This is a genomic window from Actinoplanes cyaneus, from assembly GCF_016862095.1.
In the GTDB taxonomy this organism is placed as follows: domain Bacteria; phylum Actinomycetota; class Actinomycetes; order Mycobacteriales; family Micromonosporaceae; genus Actinoplanes; species Actinoplanes cyaneus.
The window spans coordinates 46884-62288 of sequence record NZ_BOMH01000063.1 but is presented as its reverse complement, the minus strand read 5'-3'; the positions used below and the strand labels follow the sequence as shown (position 1 = coordinate 62288).

16 protein-coding genes are annotated in these 15405 nt (G+C 70.8%); 5 read left to right on the top strand and 11 right to left on the bottom strand.

Annotation, left to right across the window (positions count from 1 at the left end; genetic code table 11):
- Nucleotides 1-368: 368 nt before the first annotated feature.
- The 5 genes from Acy02nite_RS37000 to Acy02nite_RS36980 all read right to left on the bottom strand — a co-directional run bounded on the left by Acy02nite_RS37000 (nt 369) and on the right by Acy02nite_RS36980 (nt 4371).
- Nucleotides 369-1883 carry an MDR family MFS transporter gene (locus tag Acy02nite_RS37000; protein ID WP_203752249.1) on the bottom strand — a complete coding sequence of 505 codons (1515 nt, stop codon included), beginning with the start codon at nt 1881-1883 and terminating at the stop codon, nt 369-371.
- Between the two features lie 140 nt (nt 1884-2023).
- The gene (locus Acy02nite_RS36995; protein ID WP_203752169.1) at nt 2024-3253 is read right to left on the bottom strand and encodes a cupin domain-containing protein; all 1230 of its coding nucleotides are present in this window, start codon (nt 3251-3253) and stop codon (nt 2024-2026) included.
- Entirely contained in the window at nt 3253-3507 is a 255-nt protein-coding gene (locus tag Acy02nite_RS36990) for a BatC protein (RefSeq protein WP_203752166.1), read from the bottom strand. Before Acy02nite_RS36990 ends, Acy02nite_RS36995 begins: the two co-directional genes overlap by 1 nt.
- Before the next feature lie 29 nt (nt 3508-3536).
- Nucleotides 3537-3821, bottom strand: coding sequence for a DUF3817 domain-containing protein (locus Acy02nite_RS36985; RefSeq protein ID WP_239175526.1), 285 nt, complete (start codon nt 3819-3821; stop codon nt 3537-3539).
- Nucleotides 3822-3825: 4 nt separating this feature from the next.
- Nucleotides 3826-4371: a hypothetical protein gene (locus Acy02nite_RS36980; protein WP_203752163.1), complete on the bottom strand. Its 546-nt coding sequence runs from the start codon at nt 4369-4371 to the stop codon at nt 3826-3828.
- Nucleotides 4372-4467: 96 nt separating this feature from the next.
- On the opposite strand from Acy02nite_RS36980, the gene Acy02nite_RS36975 reads away from it, so the two are divergent.
- Nucleotides 4468-5400 (top strand): GlxA family transcriptional regulator, encoded by a 933-nt coding sequence (locus tag Acy02nite_RS36975; protein ID WP_203752160.1) that lies wholly within the window; start codon nt 4468-4470, stop codon nt 5398-5400.
- A 138-nt stretch (nt 5401-5538) separates the two neighbouring features.
- Here Acy02nite_RS36975 and Acy02nite_RS36970 read toward each other — a convergent pair whose 3' ends face one another.
- Nucleotides 5539-5745 carry a hypothetical protein gene (locus Acy02nite_RS36970; RefSeq protein WP_203752158.1) on the bottom strand — a complete coding sequence of 69 codons (207 nt, stop codon included), beginning with the start codon at nt 5743-5745 and terminating at the stop codon, nt 5539-5541.
- 72 nt (nt 5746-5817) lie between these two features.
- Between Acy02nite_RS36970 and Acy02nite_RS36965 the strand changes: the two genes are divergently transcribed.
- The gene (locus Acy02nite_RS36965; protein ID WP_239175525.1) at nt 5818-6198 is read left to right on the top strand and encodes a PadR family transcriptional regulator; all 381 of its coding nucleotides are present in this window, start codon (nt 5818-5820) and stop codon (nt 6196-6198) included.
- Nucleotides 6199-7216: 1018 nt separating this feature from the next.
- Here the strand turns inward: Acy02nite_RS36965 and Acy02nite_RS36960 are convergent.
- Complete coding sequence (locus Acy02nite_RS36960) at nt 7217-8617, bottom strand: nitrilase-related carbon-nitrogen hydrolase (RefSeq protein WP_203752156.1); 1401 nt, start codon at nt 8615-8617, stop codon at nt 7217-7219.
- 110 nt (nt 8618-8727) lie between these two features.
- On the opposite strand from Acy02nite_RS36960, the gene Acy02nite_RS36955 reads away from it, so the two are divergent.
- Together Acy02nite_RS36955 and Acy02nite_RS36950 are read left to right on the top strand one after the other, a co-directional pair.
- Nucleotides 8728-9846, top strand: a complete 1119-nt coding sequence (locus Acy02nite_RS36955) for a sensor histidine kinase (protein ID WP_239175524.1) — start codon at nt 8728-8730, stop codon at nt 9844-9846.
- Nucleotides 9843-10496 (top strand): response regulator transcription factor, encoded by a 654-nt coding sequence (locus tag Acy02nite_RS36950; RefSeq protein ID WP_203752151.1) that lies wholly within the window; start codon nt 9843-9845, stop codon nt 10494-10496. Before Acy02nite_RS36955 ends, Acy02nite_RS36950 begins: the two co-directional genes overlap by 4 nt.
- A gap of 246 nt (nt 10497-10742) precedes the next feature.
- Here Acy02nite_RS36950 and Acy02nite_RS36945 read toward each other — a convergent pair whose 3' ends face one another.
- Genes Acy02nite_RS36945 through Acy02nite_RS36935 form a run of 3 tightly spaced genes read right to left on the bottom strand, consistent with a single transcriptional unit; the run spans nt 10743 to nt 12555 of the window.
- Entirely contained in the window at nt 10743-11171 is a 429-nt protein-coding gene (locus Acy02nite_RS36945; protein WP_203752149.1) for a helix-turn-helix domain-containing protein, read from the bottom strand.
- 21 nt (nt 11172-11192) lie between these two features.
- Nucleotides 11193-11921, bottom strand: a complete 729-nt coding sequence (locus Acy02nite_RS36940; RefSeq protein WP_203752147.1) for an SAM-dependent methyltransferase — start codon at nt 11919-11921, stop codon at nt 11193-11195.
- 10 nt (nt 11922-11931) lie between these two features.
- Nucleotides 11932-12555 carry a TetR/AcrR family transcriptional regulator gene (locus Acy02nite_RS36935; RefSeq protein WP_203752145.1) on the bottom strand — a complete coding sequence of 208 codons (624 nt, stop codon included), beginning with the start codon at nt 12553-12555 and terminating at the stop codon, nt 11932-11934.
- Between the two features lie 46 nt (nt 12556-12601).
- Between Acy02nite_RS36935 and Acy02nite_RS36930 the strand changes: the two genes are divergently transcribed.
- Entirely contained in the window at nt 12602-13816 is a 1215-nt protein-coding gene (locus Acy02nite_RS36930; RefSeq protein WP_203752143.1) for an FAD-dependent monooxygenase, read from the top strand.
- A 310-nt stretch (nt 13817-14126) separates the two neighbouring features.
- Here the strand turns inward: Acy02nite_RS36930 and Acy02nite_RS36925 are convergent, their stop codons facing one another.
- Nucleotides 14127-15305 (bottom strand): hypothetical protein, encoded by a 1179-nt coding sequence (locus tag Acy02nite_RS36925; protein ID WP_203752140.1) that lies wholly within the window; start codon nt 15303-15305, stop codon nt 14127-14129.
- Nucleotides 15306-15405 lie beyond the last annotated feature (100 nt).

The following is a 15405-nucleotide window of genomic DNA, read 5'->3' as shown; positions in this document are numbered from 1 at the left end:
GCTGGGCGCGCGGGAGCGGCGCGGGTCGGCGGGTGCCGCGCACGCTGCTCGACCGGACTTTGAAGGCCGCCGGCGACATCTGCGCCGACGGGCTCAGCCCGTGCCCGGGTCTGCTGCCCTGACCGTGCCCAGCCGCGGAGATCGCCCTTTCGGGCCGAGCGTTCAGGGCGCGCCAGCGCCCTGCTCGGCCCGGAAGGGTCCCCGCGGGAGCGGCGGTCCGGACCACAGCGGACGTAGGACCTGAAGCATTTGATCTTCGGTTCTGATCCGGAAAGAGCCGGGAGCCCGCTGGACGGACGCAGCGGCCCGGGGTGGAACGGGGAGAGCCCGCCGGGACGGATCCTGGCGGGCTCTCGCAGGGGTGCGGGTCAGACGGCGGCGGGTTCGGGAGTGGCCGGGGTGACGGCCGGCTCCGGCTCGGCGGCGGGCTTGCTGCCGCGCAGCGGGACGTGGCGGACGAACAGCGCCACGACGACGCCGAGCACGGCGACCGCGCTGCCCCAGACGAACAGGGAACCGATGCCGTCGGTGACCGCGTTCTGGAACATCTCGCGGGCCGCCGCCGGCATGGCGCGCAGCGCCGCCGGAGTCATCGATGACACCTCGCCGCTGGCCTGCGCGCCACCCGCCTGGGACAGCGAGCCGGTCAGGTGGTTCGCGTAGATCGCGCCGAGGATCGACACGCCGAGCGAGCTGCCCATGTTGCGCAGGAACGTGGAGACGCCGGTGCCGGCGCCCATGTCCCGCATCTCCAGGTTGTTCTGCGCGATCAGCGTGCTGGTCTGCATGATCCCGCCCATTCCGGCGCCGAGGACAACCATGTAGAGGGCCGTGACCGTCTTGGAGGTGTGCAGGTCGACGGTGCTGAACAGGAACATCCCGGCGACCACGAGGGCGGAGCCGACGATCGGGAAGACGCGGTACCGGCCGGTGCGGCTGATCACGTTGCCGACCAGGATGCTGACCACCATGACGGCGGCCATCATCGGCATGAGCAGCAGACCGCTGTTGGTCGCCGACGACCCCTGGACGAACTGCTGGTACTGCGGGAGGTAACCGATCGCGCCGAAGAGGGCGAAACCGGAGATGAAGGCGATCCCGCCGGCGAGCACGAAGTTGCGGTTGCGGAAGACGCGCAGCGGCATGATCGGCTCCGCCTGGCGGCTCTCGACCACGAGGAAGGCGACCAGGCCGACGACGGTCAGCGCGGTCAGGCCGAGGATCTGCGGGGAGGTCCAGTCGTATTCGGTGCCGCCCCACGTGGTGATCAGCACGAGCGAGGTGATCCAGATGGAGAGCAGGATCGTGCCGAGCCAGTCGATCTTCGCCTTGCCCTTGCCCTTCGGCAGGCGGGCAAGGGTGATCCAGGAGACGACGAGCGTGACGATGCCCAGCGGCAGGTTCACGTAGAACGCCCACCGCCACGACAGGTGGTCGGTGATGAAACCGCCGATCAGCGGGCCACCGATCATGGCGACCGGCATGACCGCCATCATGACGCCCTGGTACCTGCTGCGGTCCCGCGGCGGGATCATCTCGCCGATGATCGAGAGCACGCCGACGATCAGGCCGCCGGCGCCGAGGCCCTGCACGGCGCGGAAGCCGACGAGCTCGGCCATGTTGTGCGCCATGCCGCAGAGCATCGAGCCGACCAGGAACAACGCGACCGCGGCGACGAAGGTGACCCGCCGGCCGAAGAGGTCGCCGAGCTTGCCCCAGATCGGCGTCGCGATGGTCGTCGCCAGGATGTAACCGGTGGTGACCCACGACAGGTGCTCGAGACCACCGAGGTCACCGACGATCGTCGGCAGCGCGGGCGCCACGATCATGTTGTCCAACTGGGCGAGCAGCATGGCGATGACCAGGCCGCTCATCGTCACCATGATCTCGCGGTGACTGAATCCCAGTCCCGCCTCGTCAGCCGGTCGTGCCGGCGCTGCGGGTTCCGCCATGGACTGCCCTCTCTCGCTTGCGACGTGACGGGTGTTCCATCGGTCGCGAGAGAGGGCAGCTGAGGCGGTGGTCAGCCGGGGACCACGAGGCCCTCGGTGAGCAGCCGGCGAGCCAGCACGAGGCGGTCCGCGTCATCGTCGAGCGGCAGGTCCCCGACCGTGCACGGCACGCCGTCCAGCGCGACCCGGACGGCGGGTTCACAGCTCACGGGCATGGTCAGCGTGCGGCCGCCGGCCAGGCGCACCGTCATCCGGTCGCCGTCGCGGGTGAGCTCCCAGCGCAGGCCGGGGCGGGCGGTGATCTTGCTCGCCGGGGTGAGCGAGTCGGCGAAGTCCAGCTGGGCGAGGGGGTTCAGCGGCACCGGGCGGGTCACCGTGCGGTCGCGCAGCGCCGCGGCGACCTGCTCGGGGTCAGCGGTGAGCAGCCAGTCGCGCAGCGCGCCGACGGTGGCGGTCAGTTCGGCGCCGACCGCGTCCGGATCGGTGAGATCGAAGCCGTAGGGCAGCGAGGCCCGCAGCCGCGGATCGGTCACTGCCATGCCGAGGAGTTCCTCGACCAGCGCGTACCGGGTGAGTCCACGGATGCCGATCGTCAGATGCAGAGAACGGCCCTTGTCCGTACGGGCGGAGTGCAGCCACCCGCGCGGAAGGTACAACGCGTCGCCGGGCTGCAGCACGACGTCCAGCGCTGCCCGGCCCTCGGCGGTGGCAGCGACCTCGTCGGCCCGTCCGCCCCACGGCTGCCGTTCGAGCGGGTCGGGCAGCACCGGCGGGTGGATGATCCAGCGTTTCGTGCCCTCGACCTGCAGCACGAACACGTCGTGCGTGTCGTAGTGGGTCGCGAAGCCCTGACTCGACGGCGGCGTCAGGTACGCGTTGACCTGCAGCGGCCGGGCAAGCTCCGCGCCGAGCCGCCCGGTGAAGTCGATCAGTGGCTCCCAGATCCGGTGCAGGCCCTGCAATACGAGCGTGGCGCCGTCCGCGAACAGGCGCATCACCTGCTCGTCGTGGACCTGGTCGGTGATCTCGGCACCCGGCCCGCCGCCACCGGTGAACCGCCCGGCCGGCAGCACCTTGCCCTGCTGCGCGACCCGCAGGAACGGGGTGCGCAGCCCGCGGCGGCTGAGCAGCTCGTCGACGGCCGCCGAGGAGAGCAGGTCGCGGAAGCCTTCCGGGCCGCCGAGGTCGGCGGCCCGGGACAGCAATGGCGCCCGACCCCACCAGGAGGCGGCGAACTCGGCCGGATCGTTCGCGACGATCCGCCGCAGGACGGCGTCTCGCCTGGTCAGGGTCGCGGTCATCAGGAGGCGGAACCGTCCGCGCCGCCGTCGTGGCCGTTCACGTTGGCCCCACCGTCGGCCGGGCCCTCACCGGACGCGCCACCGTCGGCGCCGCCGTCCACAGCGCCCGGGTCGGCGCCGCCGTCGGCCGGGCCCTCCCGGTTCGCTCCTCCGTCAGCACCACCGTCGTGGCTGTTCACGTTCGCGCCGCCGTCGGCAGGGCCCTCGCCGGCGGCCGGGTCTGCACTGGAGAAGTCGTCATTGTTGAGTGTCATGATCTTGTCGTACCCGCATGGATGGTCGCCTAATCCCGCTTCATCCGGTGGGCCGCCCGTTCACCGGTGAGCCGCCCATTCATCCGGCGGGTCGCCAGGAGGCCGCCGACGCCCGGGACCCAGGCGAGCAGCTTCGCCGTGCGGTCGGCGGCGGGATGCCACGCGGTCAGGATCACGATCATGAGGTACGCGCATCCGTGCACCGGACCGCACAGCGATGCCACCGGCGCGACGTGGACGGTGGCCAGGTTGATCACCAGCACGAGCAGGGAGAGCAGCTCGACGGCGGCGGCGATGCGGAGAGGGCGGTTCACTCGCTCACGCGCCCGTGGTGGAGCCGGGGCGGACGATCATCAGGACGACGACCGCGGCCCAGAGCAGGTTGAAGACTCCCGTGAGCATGCCGAGCCGGGCCGGGTTCCCGTTCCCGTCGGCGTTTCCGCTCCCGTCTCCCCCGGCGTTCCGGCTCCCGCCTCCGTCGGCGTTCCCGCTCCCATCTGCCCCGGCGTTCCCGCTCCCGCCTCCGTCGGCGTTTCCGCTGCCGGGGCCGGTGCTTGCGGCGACGATTCGGTGCTGGGCGGGGAGGATCGCGAACGCCAGCAGGGCCGCGGCAACGGCGGTCAGCACGATCGAGACGATCAGCCAGGCGTCGGTGAGCACGCCGAGGCTGCTCGCGGTGGCCAGGCCGAAGACCGGGACTGCCACGCCGAGCACGGCGTACACCCGGCAGATCCGGTGCAGCAGCGGCAGCGACTGACGATCGCCGCGGCGGGTTACGGCGGGGAACATGCTGGCCGCTACGGCAACCGGGCCGATCGCGAGCACGGCGGCCAGGACGTGCAGGCTGAGCAGGAGCTTTGTCACGCCACGGGACGTTAGTGACGGCCGGCCGCCCGGAGAACTGGCTGGACTGCCCACCTTCAACGGGTTCTGGCCACGCCGCACGCTAGGGTCACGGGCATGCACATCGTGGTGGTGCTCGCGCTGGACAAGGTGATCCCGTTCGACCTCGCGACCCCGATCGAAGTGTTCAGCCGGGTGCCGGGCGAGCGTTACGAGGTGCGGGTCTGCGCGCCGTCCGCGACGGTCGACACCGGCACGTTCACACTGCAGGCGCGGTGGGGGCTGGAGGCGCTGCTCGACGCGGACACGATCATTCTTCCGGGCTGTGCGGACACGGCGATGGTCGTACCGGACAACGTTCTCGATCATCTCCGGAAAGCGGCCGCGGGCGGGGCGCGGATCGCGTCGATCTGCACGGGGACGTTCATCTTCGCGGCCACCGGGCTGCTCGACGGGTTGCGGGCAACGACGCACTGGATCGCGGCGGACGCGCTGGCCGCCCGCCACCCGGAGATCACCGTGGATCCGGACGTGCTGTACGTGGACAACGGCCAGTTCCTGACCTCGGCCGGCGCGGCTGCCGGCCTCGACCTGTGCCTGCACCTGATCAGGCGCGACCACGGCTCGGCGGTGGCCGCGGACGCGGCCCGGCTCTCCGTGATGCCGCTGGAACGCGAGGGTGGCCAGGCTCAGTTCATCGTGCCGTCACAACCGCCGGCCCCACGCGGCTCGGCGCTGGAACCGCTGCTGCGATGGATGCAGGAGAACACCGACGTCGACGTGACCCTTGCCGACCTGGCCGCCCGGGGCGGAATGAGCGTCCGGACGCTCAACCGCCGCTTCCGCGAGCAGACCGGGAGCACGCCGCTGCAGTGGTTGCTGCGGGCCCGGATCCGGCGGGCGCAGCACCTGCTGGAAGCGGGCGACGAGCCGGTCGAGGTGATCGCGGGCCGGGTCGGGTTCGGGTCGCCCACCGCTTTCCGGGACCGTTTCAAGAGAGTCGTCGGCACGAGCCCGCAGAGCTATCGCGCCACGTTCCGCCGCCGCTGACCACTCCACCCCGTCATCGTCCCCCGGCCGCCTGGCCGCGTTGACCGCCGCGGTCAGGCGGCGTCGTCATCGGTTCCAAGCTGCCGAGCCACGCTGGCTGCGAGCTCAGCTAGCTGCCGAGCCAAGCTGGGGCCGCGGTCACTCCGCGCTGCCGTCGGCGCCTCCATCCGCGCCCTGCGGGTTGGCGCCGCCGTCCGCCAGGCCCTCGCCGTGCGGCTTCTCGCGTTCCGCGCCCCCGTCGGCGCCACCGTCACGTCCCAGCGGGTTGCCTCCGCCGTCGGCCACCCCTTCGCCGTCGGTGCCTGCCGGGTCGGAGCTGATGATCTCTTGATTTTCGAGTCCCATGGGCCAGGACATACCCCCGCAACACGGACTCAATCGTTGACCTCATACTCAAGTGATCTTTATATTGCTGCCATGGCGAAGCCCATGCGAGAACCCACCTTCTGGATCCTGACCGCGCTCGCCGCAGAGCCCCGGCACGGTTACGGCGTGCTCCAGGAAGTCTCACGACTCACCGGCGGGCAGGTGAAACTGCTGGCCGGCACCCTCTATGCGGCGCTCGACCGGCTGACCGCCGAAGGCCTGGTCGAGGCCGACCACGATGAGGTGGTCGACGGCCGCAGCCGCCGCTATTACCGCCTCACCAGCGACGGCGCGACGGCGCTGGAAGCCGAAGCCGAGCGGTTGCGGCTCAGCGCCCGGACTGCCCGGCAGCAGCTGGCCGCAGGCCGCCCCGAGTTGGGCCCAGCTCTCGGCCGCACCGCCGCATTCCCGAAGCTCGGCAGGCTGGCATGAGCAACAACGACAGCGAGGAAGCCACGAACAGCACGGCCGCCCGGAAGCTGGAGCGGCGTTACCGGCGGGTGCTGCGGGTCTATCCCGCCGGCCGACGGCGGGAGGAACTGCTCGACACGCTGCTGGAGATGGCCCCGCCGAGCCGGGCGTGGCCGACCACGCGGGAGACCGCCGACCTGGTGCGCCGTGGACTCCGTGCCCGGCTGGGCCGACCCGCCAGCAGGGCGGTGGTCGTCGTGGCCGTCATGGTCGCTCTGGTCACCGGTTACCTCGCCGCCGCCTTCGCGGTGCGCGGGGCGTGGGAGGCCGTTCCCGATTACCCCAGCGGCGGGAAACTCGCCGAGATCACCGGCACGGTCTTCCCCGGCCTGCAGGTCGACGGATCCCGCGACGCCGGCGGGCTGTTCCACGACCTCGACGAGCCTTCCACGCTCGACGTCGTTCGCCATGGTCACGAGGAGGACTTCGGTTACGCCGAGTACAACTTCGCCCCGGCCGCCATGTACATCGCCGACGATTACCACACCTGGATGACGGAGACGGCCCGGCGGCTGACCGAGGCCGGCTGGACGGTGCAGGACGTGTCGCCGACCGGCGCGACCGTGATCGCCACCGGCAAGCTGGACGAGTCCGGGACGACACTCACGGCCGACCGCGGCAACCTTCACCTCTATGTCGGAGCGGAGACCGACGTCGTGGGCACACCAGTCGGCAGTTTCTATGCCGACGCCAACCTCACCCGGATGCCCGCCTGGTACGTTCCGGCAGCCGGCGCCCTCGGCTGGCTCGCCGGCGGCCTGATCGGCTGGCTGCTGACCGGCTGGGCCAGCCGCCGCACCGAACGCGCGGCGAGCAGCAGAGTGCGCGCGCTCACCACCGCGTTGACCGGTGTCGCTCTGTTCTTCCTGTTGCCGCTCGCCATTCTGGGTCTCCTCGGCTTCGTCGACGAGTTCTGGATTACGCGGTCGCCGGGCGCCGGGCCGTTCTGGTCGCTGGGCGTCACCTGGTTCTATGGCTGTCAGCAACTCGGCACCCTGCTCGGCCTGGTCGCGCTGGTCCTCGCGGCTTTCGCCCGGCCCCACCACAGCCTGCTGCCGGACGAGACCACCAAGACCACCAGCAAGATCAAGAACCAGTCCCCGGCACGGGAGTAGAGCGTGGCCCGCGCCGCAGGCGACACCGTGACCAGCAGCTCGGCGTCGCCGGCCGTGGCCTCGCCGAGCACCCGGCCGGTCGGGTCGGAGACGGTCAACCGGCCGAACCCCGCGGCGCGGACCACGGTCATCCCGTTCTCCACACCCCTGACCAGCGCCATCCTGCTGTGCAGCCATCCGTCCCCACGGAAGTCGAGCGCGGGCACGAGCAGCGTGGTCGCACCCTTCGACCGATATCGCCGGACCAGCCCCGGGAAGTCGAGGTCCTTGCAGATCGCCACCCCGTCCTGACCGCCGACGATCAGGTCATCGCGCCCCGGCAGCAGCCATTCCTCCAACCCCGGGATCAAATGCTGTTTCTCGTACGTCGTGAGCGCGCCGGACGGTTCCACGACCAGCGCGACGTTGTGCTTCCGCAGCACCGCCCCGACGACCACCCGCGCCCCGACCGGCCGGAAAGCGTCGACCAGCTGCGGCAGCGTCGCGTCACTGACACCGAACACCTTCTCCGGCAGCACGATGGTCCGCGCCCCTCGGCCGGCCAGTCCGATCGCCCGGGCGGCATACCGCAGGAGCAGCTCACGGCCTTCGGGCTGATCGATCGGCATACCGTCGTCGGGCTGTTCCAGCGCGACCAGGCCGACCGAGCCGAGGGGCTGGCTCCGGGCCGTGGGCGAGGTCGTCGCCACCGCTGACCAGGTGGCGACCGCCAGCGCGAAGGCGAGCAGGCAGGCGGCGGCGGGCCTCGGGAAGGTGGACACGGCGGCGAGAGCGATCGGCGCCGCGAGCAACAGGTAGGTGACACCCCAGACGCCGGTGAGCGCGGTCAGCTGGATGACCGGGCGCACACTCGCCTGGGTGTAGGCGAGACTCCACCAGGCGCCGTTCGGCAACAGGCGGGACACCGCATACTCCCCCAGCACCCACAGGGCGGGAGCGACCAGGACGGCGGTCATCACCCGGCCGCGGACAAGAAGGAAGCGGGCGCCCAGGACCGTGCCGGCTGCCAGCCCCGCGCCGAACGCCATCACGCCGCCGACCAGGGCGAGCGGCAGTTGCAGGGTCCCGTGGTAGTAAGAGATCACATTGAGCTGGCCGACGAGCCAGGCCGCCGTGACGGCGGCCAGCATCGTTCGCGGGCGCACGCGGGGCGCGATCAGGAGGAGAGGGAGCGGGGCGAGCCAGGTCAGCGCGGAGATCGGATGCAATCCCGTTCCGCCGAACCAGAGCGCCCCGCTCATGACGGCGGCGATGATTGTCCACATGCCGCAGAGCCTCCTCCCGGGGCGGGCCGGGCGGATCGCCGTACGGAACCACATCGATCTGGTCCTCTGGAGGGAGGCGCCGCGGCGGCGAACCGATCGATACTGCCGGGGTGAAACGGTTAGCCGATCCGCTCATCGCCCTCGCCGCGGTCGCCGCCACTGTGCTGCCCGCGCTGGCCGGCGGCCCCCACTCCTGGTGGGTGCTGCCGCTGGCGCTGGCCTCGTCGGTGCCGGTGCTGTGGCGCGACCGCGCGTTGCTGCCGGTCGGCCTGATCGTCGGCACGGCGACGACCGTTTCCGCGTCGCTCGGCGCGCCGCCACTGTTGCCGGTCGGCCCGATGGTGTGCCTCTATACCTTCGCGGCGCGCGCGTCGCTGCCGACGCGCCTGCTCGGCCTCGGGGTGACCGGTGCGGGCCTGCTCCTGTCGGTGCTTTACCCCCGTCCCGACCTGGAGGTTCTTCGCTATCTCGCGGTGGCGTACATCTTCGCGTATGCGTTGGGCACCAGCACCCGCGCGCGCCGCAACCAGGCAGCGGCGCTGGCCGAGCGGGATCGGCGGGTCGCCGGCGAGCGGGAGGCGGCCGTCCTGCGGGAACGCACCAGGATCTCCCGGGATCTGCACGACATCGTCACGCACGCGGTCGGCATCATGATCGTGCAGGCGGAGTCCGGGCCGTTGCTGGTCCGCAGCGATCCGGCGCGGGCTGACGCGGCGTTCGAGGCCATCGCGGCGACCGGCCGTGACGCGGTCGTCCAGCTGCGAAGGGCCGTCGGCGGTCTTCGCCTTCCGGACGACGATGCGTTGCTGCAGCCCGGCCTGGTGCAACTGCCCGATCTGGCCAGGCGGGTGCGGGCGACCGGCCTCGACGTCTCGCTGGAGCTGGCCGAGATGGCCGTGGCGGTGCCCGAGGACGTCGGCGTCGCGCTGTACCGGATCGTGCAGGAAGCGCTGACCAACGTGGTCCGGCACGCGGCGGCACGCTCGGTGCGGGTCATCGTGGATTGCACGGGCGAAGCGCTCACCGTGACTGTGATCGACGACGGGCGAGGCACTGCCACAGCCGACCCGCCGGGCTTCGGGATCGTCGGTATGCGTGAGCGCGCTCAGGCATGCGGTGGGACGTTACGGGCCGGGCCCGCGGCGGGAGGCGGTTTCGAGGTCACCGCGTTCTTGCCGATCCCGCTGGCGGCGATGGCGCTCTTCTCGCTCCCGGCGGTCGGTTCATGATGCGCGTGGTGATCGCCGACGATCAGGAGCTGTTCCGGGAGGGTTTCGCGACGATCCTCCGGGCGGAACCGGACATCGAGGTCGTCGCCGACGCTGCCGACGGCGCGGCTGCCGTGCGCGCCGCCGCTGCGCTCAGGCCGGACGTGGTGCTGATGGACATGCGCATGCCGGTCCTGGACGGTGTCGAAGCCACCCGCCAGGTGTGCGCGACCACTGACAGCCGGGTCCTCGCGCTCACGATGTTCGACCCGGACGAGTATCTGTATGAGGTGCTGCGCGCCGGGGCCAGCGGTTTCCTGCTCAAGGACGTTCCCCGGGCCGAGCTGGTGCACGCGGTCCGGGTGGTGGCCGCCGGCGACTCCCTGCTCGCCCCGGCGGTGACCACCAGGGTCATCGGCGAGCTGCACCGGCGGGGTCACCCCGATCACGCCATGGCCGCGGCCGTCAGTGCGCTCACCCCGCGCGAGACCGAGGTGCTCCGGTCAATCGCGGCCGGCCTCACCAACGCCGAGATCGCGGCCCACCATCACCTCAGTGAGCACACGATAAAGACCCACATCGGCAACCTGTTCACCAAACTCGCTCTGCGCGACCGGGCACAGGCCGTCATGGTCGCCTACGAGTCCGGCCTCGTCGTTCCCGGCTCATGACAAACTCCGGGTTCAAGGGGCCACGACCGATCAGATCGCTGATCACGGGGTCGCGGTTGACCGACTCGCTGTTCAGGCCGCTGCGATTGACCGAATCCCCGGTCAGGCCGCCGCGATTGACCGAATCCCTGGTCCGGCCGTCGCGGTTGACCAGATCGCTGCTCGGAGGTTCACGGGTGATCGGATCGCCGTTCGGAGGGCCTCCATCGCCGCATCATCGCAACGTGGAGGCCCGCCGGCCAGCGACTACTCGTCGGCCTGGTACTCCTCGACCTTCTCGACGGGCCAGCCGATGAACTCGGCGATCTCCTCCGGGTCGGCGTCGTCGGAGAGCACCCAGTCCTCCACCGCGTTCGCAAGGCCGTCCGGGATGCCGGGCGCCGACACGTACTCCAAATCCTCGTCCTCGAGGATCCGGTCGTGATGGATAAACTTGTCGTCCGGGTCGAGTTTGCCGGCGGCGGCCTCGTACTCGTCGAGGCCACCCTCGCCGGCCGCCAGGATCTCGTTGGTGCGCCAGTCGATGATGTCCCAGCCGTCCTGGCCGATCTGGCCGCCGGTGATGATCCGGTGGCCCTGGGCTTCGAGTTCCTCGATGCGGCGCCGGGTCTCGGTGACACCGGCGTAGTTGGCCTCGAGCACGTTCTTGACGTGCTCCTTGAGAAGGTCGCTCACGGGCGGGAGCATATTGCCCCTTTAGCCGTTGCGAGCGACCGCCCCGTAGGCGTCGATGAAGTCGCCCTGTGCACGCCACCGCGTGATCGGCACGAGTCCGGGTTCGATCAGGCTCAGCCCGTCGAAGAGGCCGACCAATTCGTCCGGACTGCGCAGAATGTACGGCACCCCGCCGTTCTCCGCGAGCCGCTTCGCCCCTTCGACGACGGAAGGTGTCGTGTTCGTGCCATCCCACAGCACCAGATGACTGCCGGGCGCGGCGACCTCGAACGTGCGACGCACGATCGAGCGCACCTCATCCAGCGACGCCTCGTAACCGAGCACCCCCATGAACATCACCGCGACCGGCTGCGAGAAGTCGAGGGTCTCCCCCGCAGCTGCGATGATCCGCTCCGGGTCGTGGTAATCGGCGTGCACATAGATCCCCGAACGAGAGGTCACCATCGGATCGTTGTCGACGTAGACCACCTTCGCGGCGGGGTCGACACCGGTCGCCACCTCGTGCGTGTTCTGCATGGTGGGCAGCCCGGTCCCGATGTCCAGGAACTGCCGGATCCCGGCCTCGGCCGCCAGGAAACGTACCACCCGGATCAGGAACTGCCGCGACTCGCGCGCCATCACGACGATCTCGGGGTAGACCTGCGCGACGGCGTCGCCGGCCGCGCGATCCGCGGGGAAGTTGTCGACCCCGCCCATCCAGTAGTTCCAGATCCGCGCCGCGTGCGGCACGTCCGTCCGGATCTCAGTCATGGACGGGATTCTATGTACTGGCGTAGGCGCGAAGGAATGCCCGGACCCCTTCGGTGACCAGGTGACGAACCCGCTCGTCGGCGGCCGGGATGACCGTCGACCCGTGCCGGTTCAGCACCACCGCGAACGTCAGCGCGATCAGATGATCCGCCGCCAGCCGCGGATCCGGCGCCTCGAGCAGCCCGGCCTCGGCAAGCACCGCGATCCGGGCTGCCACCGCATCCTCGGGTGCGTCCTTGAACGGCGCCTCGCTGAGATGCCCCTCCCCGCCGAGCAGCTTGAGCAGCGTCGCGTAATCCGCCGAGCCGAGCATGTCGGTGACGATCCGCAGCGAGAAGTCGACGAACGCACCCTCCAACTGATCAGGAGCGGTCACCGTGGCCAGCGTCCCGTCGAGGGTGCGCTGCACGGTGCCGACCAGCGAGTCGGAGATGTCGTTGACCACGGCCTGCAGCAGCGTGGTCTTGTCCCCGAAGTAGTCGTAGACGGTCCGCTTGGACACTCCGGCCCGGGCGGACACCGCATCCACGCTCGTCCGGTCGAAGCCGTCGTTCAGGAACAGGTCACGGGCGGCGGAGAGGATCGCTGCGCGCTTGGCCGCCGATCCTTCCCGGAGGGTCTTCGCAGTTGGCACATCGGCAGCTTACCGCGACTACACTGCACGGTGTAGTGTCGCCTTCATGAAGGCACTCATCTCCGGCGCCAGCATCGCCGGGCCCACGCTGGCCTACTGGTTGCACCGCCACGGATGGGAGGTCACGGTGGTCGAGAGGGCGCCGGCCATCCGCGGCGGCGGCTACCCGATCGACGTCCGCGGCGTCGCCCTCGACGTCCTCGACCGGATGGGCGTGCTGTCCCAGGTCCGCGCCGCACACATCGACACGCGGCGGCTCACGTTCATGACGCCCACCGGCAAGGTCGCCGGGCAGCTCCGGGCCGAGCAGCTCACCGGCGGCACCGAGGGCCGCGACCTGGAGCTGCCGCGCGGCAGGCTGACCACGATCCTGTTCGACGCGGCGCGCGACGACGTCGAGTGGATCTTCAACGACTCGATCGCCACCCTCGACGACCACGGCGACGGCGTCTCGGTCACGTTCGTCTCCGGGGCGACCGGCGAGTTCGACATCGTCATCGGTGCCGACGGCCTGCACTCCACCACCCGCCGGCTGGTCTTCGGCCCGGAGGACCAGTTCAACCGCTACCTCGGCTACTGCTTCGCCGGCTTCACCATCCCCAACGACCTCGGCCTGTCCCACGAGGGTCTGATCTGGTCGGCGCCGGGCCGGATGGCGGCGATCTACGCGCCCGGCTGCACCGGCACCCTGCACGGCTTGCTGATGACGAGCCGCCCGCAACCGCCGCTCGCCGAGCTCGGCGACGCCGACGCGCAGCGCACGCTGATGGCATCGGTCTTCGGCGGTGACGGCTGGCTCATCCCGGAGCTGCTGCACGGCATGCGCGCCGCCGACGACGTGTTCTTCGACGTCACCAGCCAGATCCACATGCCGTCGTGGTCGCGCGGTCGCGTCGTGCTCACCGGCGACGCCGCGCACGCGCCGTCGTTCTTCTCCGGCCAGGGCACGAGCATCGCGCTCGCCGGGGCGTACATGCTGGCTGACGAGCTGTCGACGGCGACCGACCCGGCCGCGGCCTTCGCCGCCTACGAGCAGAAGACCCGCGATTTTGTACGGATGAACCAGGCGCTCGCCGACTCCGGAGGCACCACCCTGGCCCCGGCGACGAGCCGCGCGCTGTGGGTGCGCAACCACCTGCTCCTCAAGCTCGCTCCGCTGCTCGCGCCCACCGGCCTGCTCGGCCGCGCGGGACGCAAGGCCGCGACCGGTCTCGCCCTGCCCCCGCTCCGCACATCGATGGACGCGGCCACCCGGGTGTAGAGGCTCCTGCATCGTCTCCGCACGGTGCCGCAGGCAAGTCAGCTGGTCCTCATGGGCGTTATCCGGGCCGGATAACGCCCATGAGGACCAGCTGGCAACAGCGCGCCGCGCCGCCTCCCCGACCCGCGCGAAGACCGCGCGACTCCGCACAAGGCGAACTCTCGGCGACCGCGCAGAGCTGGCCTGCCGCGAGGCCGCACGGGCAGGCCGGGCGCGCGGTTGTGCGGGGTAGGGCTGGCGCGAGGTTGTACGGGGTGGGCTGGCGCGAGGTTGTACGGGGTGGGTTTCGCGGGGTGGTGGGTCGGCGGGTTCAGGCTTGGCGGCGGTCCCAGGCGGTGGTGACCAGGGTGGCGGTGAGGACGAAGAGCGCGCCCGCCCACAACAGCCGGGTCTCCTGGTGATCCGCGGGAACGGCGAATCCGGCGACGGCCGCGAGCGCTCCGGTGACCGCGGCGAGCGCCAGCCCCAGCAGCCAGCGGCGGGTCGCGAGCGCTCGGCCGGCGAGCGGCAGACGGCCGTACACCTGGGAAAGCGCCGCAGCCGTGGCGGCGCCGATGACCAGGAGCCCGGCGGCGGCCGCGAAGAGGCGTGAGCCGAATCCGAGCTCGTAGCGGATGGCGAGCGCCGGCACCAGGAACAACGCCAGCCACCAGGAGAGTCCGCTGGTGAGCGTGTCGATGCCCGGCCCGGCCGAGGCTTCGCGGGCGCGCAGGCGGTTCGCGGCGATCCGGGACGCGACGAGCACGATCCCGGCGATCGTCGCGCCGAGCAGGTGCTGGCCGATTTTGCCCATGCTGTAGAGCAGTACGCTGTCGTAGAGCGACAGGATCAGGTATCCGAGCGCCGCGGTCGAGGCGGCGAACGCCAGCAGTTCCGCGGCGTCGCGCGGTGCTCCGGCCCCTGGTGGCGCGGACCGCTGACAGCAGACGCGACGCGCGACGAGCACGGTCAGCACTCCGCAGACGGCCCGCAAGGCAAGATCCTGATTGGTGTACGTCGTGTGCATCGCCCATTCGATCAGCCCGAAAGTGATCGTGTACGACGCGCTGACCGCGGCGAGGACCGGCGTGGTGGCGAGCCGCCGGTAGAGGCGCGGATCGAGCCAGTTGAGGACGGTCAGGTACGCGAAGATGCCGAGCGGCAGCTCCAGCAGCAGTGACGGCACCCGGAACACGCTGAGGGCGAGCAGTTCCGGGGCGGGCCAGCGGTCCGCGAGCCACGTCAGGTCGGCGAGCTGGAACCAGCCGTCCGGCACGTATCCACCGAGGTACGACATGTCACCGCCGTGCACCCGCAGCGCGTACACGGTGAAGAGCACCTGGTTGACGAAGAGCAGCACGACCACTCCGGCCAGCCACCAACCCGGCCCGACCGGGCGGCCGCCGGGCTCCGCCGTCGCCGGAGATCGGACCGCGCGCCACGTGACCGGCACTCCCACCAGGACCGATGCCGCCACCGTGGCGTGCAGGGCCAACGCCGTACCCGTCAATGATCTTCCTTAAGTTGCGAGAACGCCCGGTCGCGGCACTCGCGATCGGGCGGGTCACAGTAGATCAGGCGGGCAATCCCAGGATGATCGGGGCGACGGT

Coding starts and splice junctions, on each gene's coding strand:
- Acy02nite_RS37000 (WP_203752249.1), bottom strand. CDS start 1,883: ATGGTGACGATGAGCGGCCTGGTCATCGCCATGCTGCTCGCCCAGTTG.
- Acy02nite_RS36995 (WP_203752169.1), bottom strand. CDS start 3,253: ATGACCGCGACCCTGACCAGGCGAGACGCCGTCCTGCGGCGGATCGTC.
- Acy02nite_RS36990 (WP_203752166.1), bottom strand. CDS start 3,507: ATGACACTCAACAATGACGACTTCTCCAGTGCAGACCCGGCCGCCGGC.
- Acy02nite_RS36975 (WP_203752160.1), top strand. CDS start 4,468: ATGCACATCGTGGTGGTGCTCGCGCTGGACAAGGTGATCCCGTTCGAC.
- Acy02nite_RS36970 (WP_203752158.1), bottom strand. CDS start 5,745: ATGGGACTCGAAAATCAAGAGATCATCAGCTCCGACCCGGCAGGCACC.
- Acy02nite_RS36965 (WP_239175525.1), top strand. CDS start 5,818: ATGGCGAAGCCCATGCGAGAACCCACCTTCTGGATCCTGACCGCGCTC.
- Acy02nite_RS36960 (WP_203752156.1), bottom strand. CDS start 8,617: ATGTGGACAATCATCGCCGCCGTCATGAGCGGGGCGCTCTGGTTCGGC.
- Acy02nite_RS36950 (WP_203752151.1), top strand. CDS start 9,843: ATGATGCGCGTGGTGATCGCCGACGATCAGGAGCTGTTCCGGGAGGGT.
- Acy02nite_RS36940 (WP_203752147.1), bottom strand. CDS start 11,921: ATGACTGAGATCCGGACGGACGTGCCGCACGCGGCGCGGATCTGGAAC.
- Acy02nite_RS36930 (WP_203752143.1), top strand. CDS start 12,602: ATGAAGGCACTCATCTCCGGCGCCAGCATCGCCGGGCCCACGCTGGCC.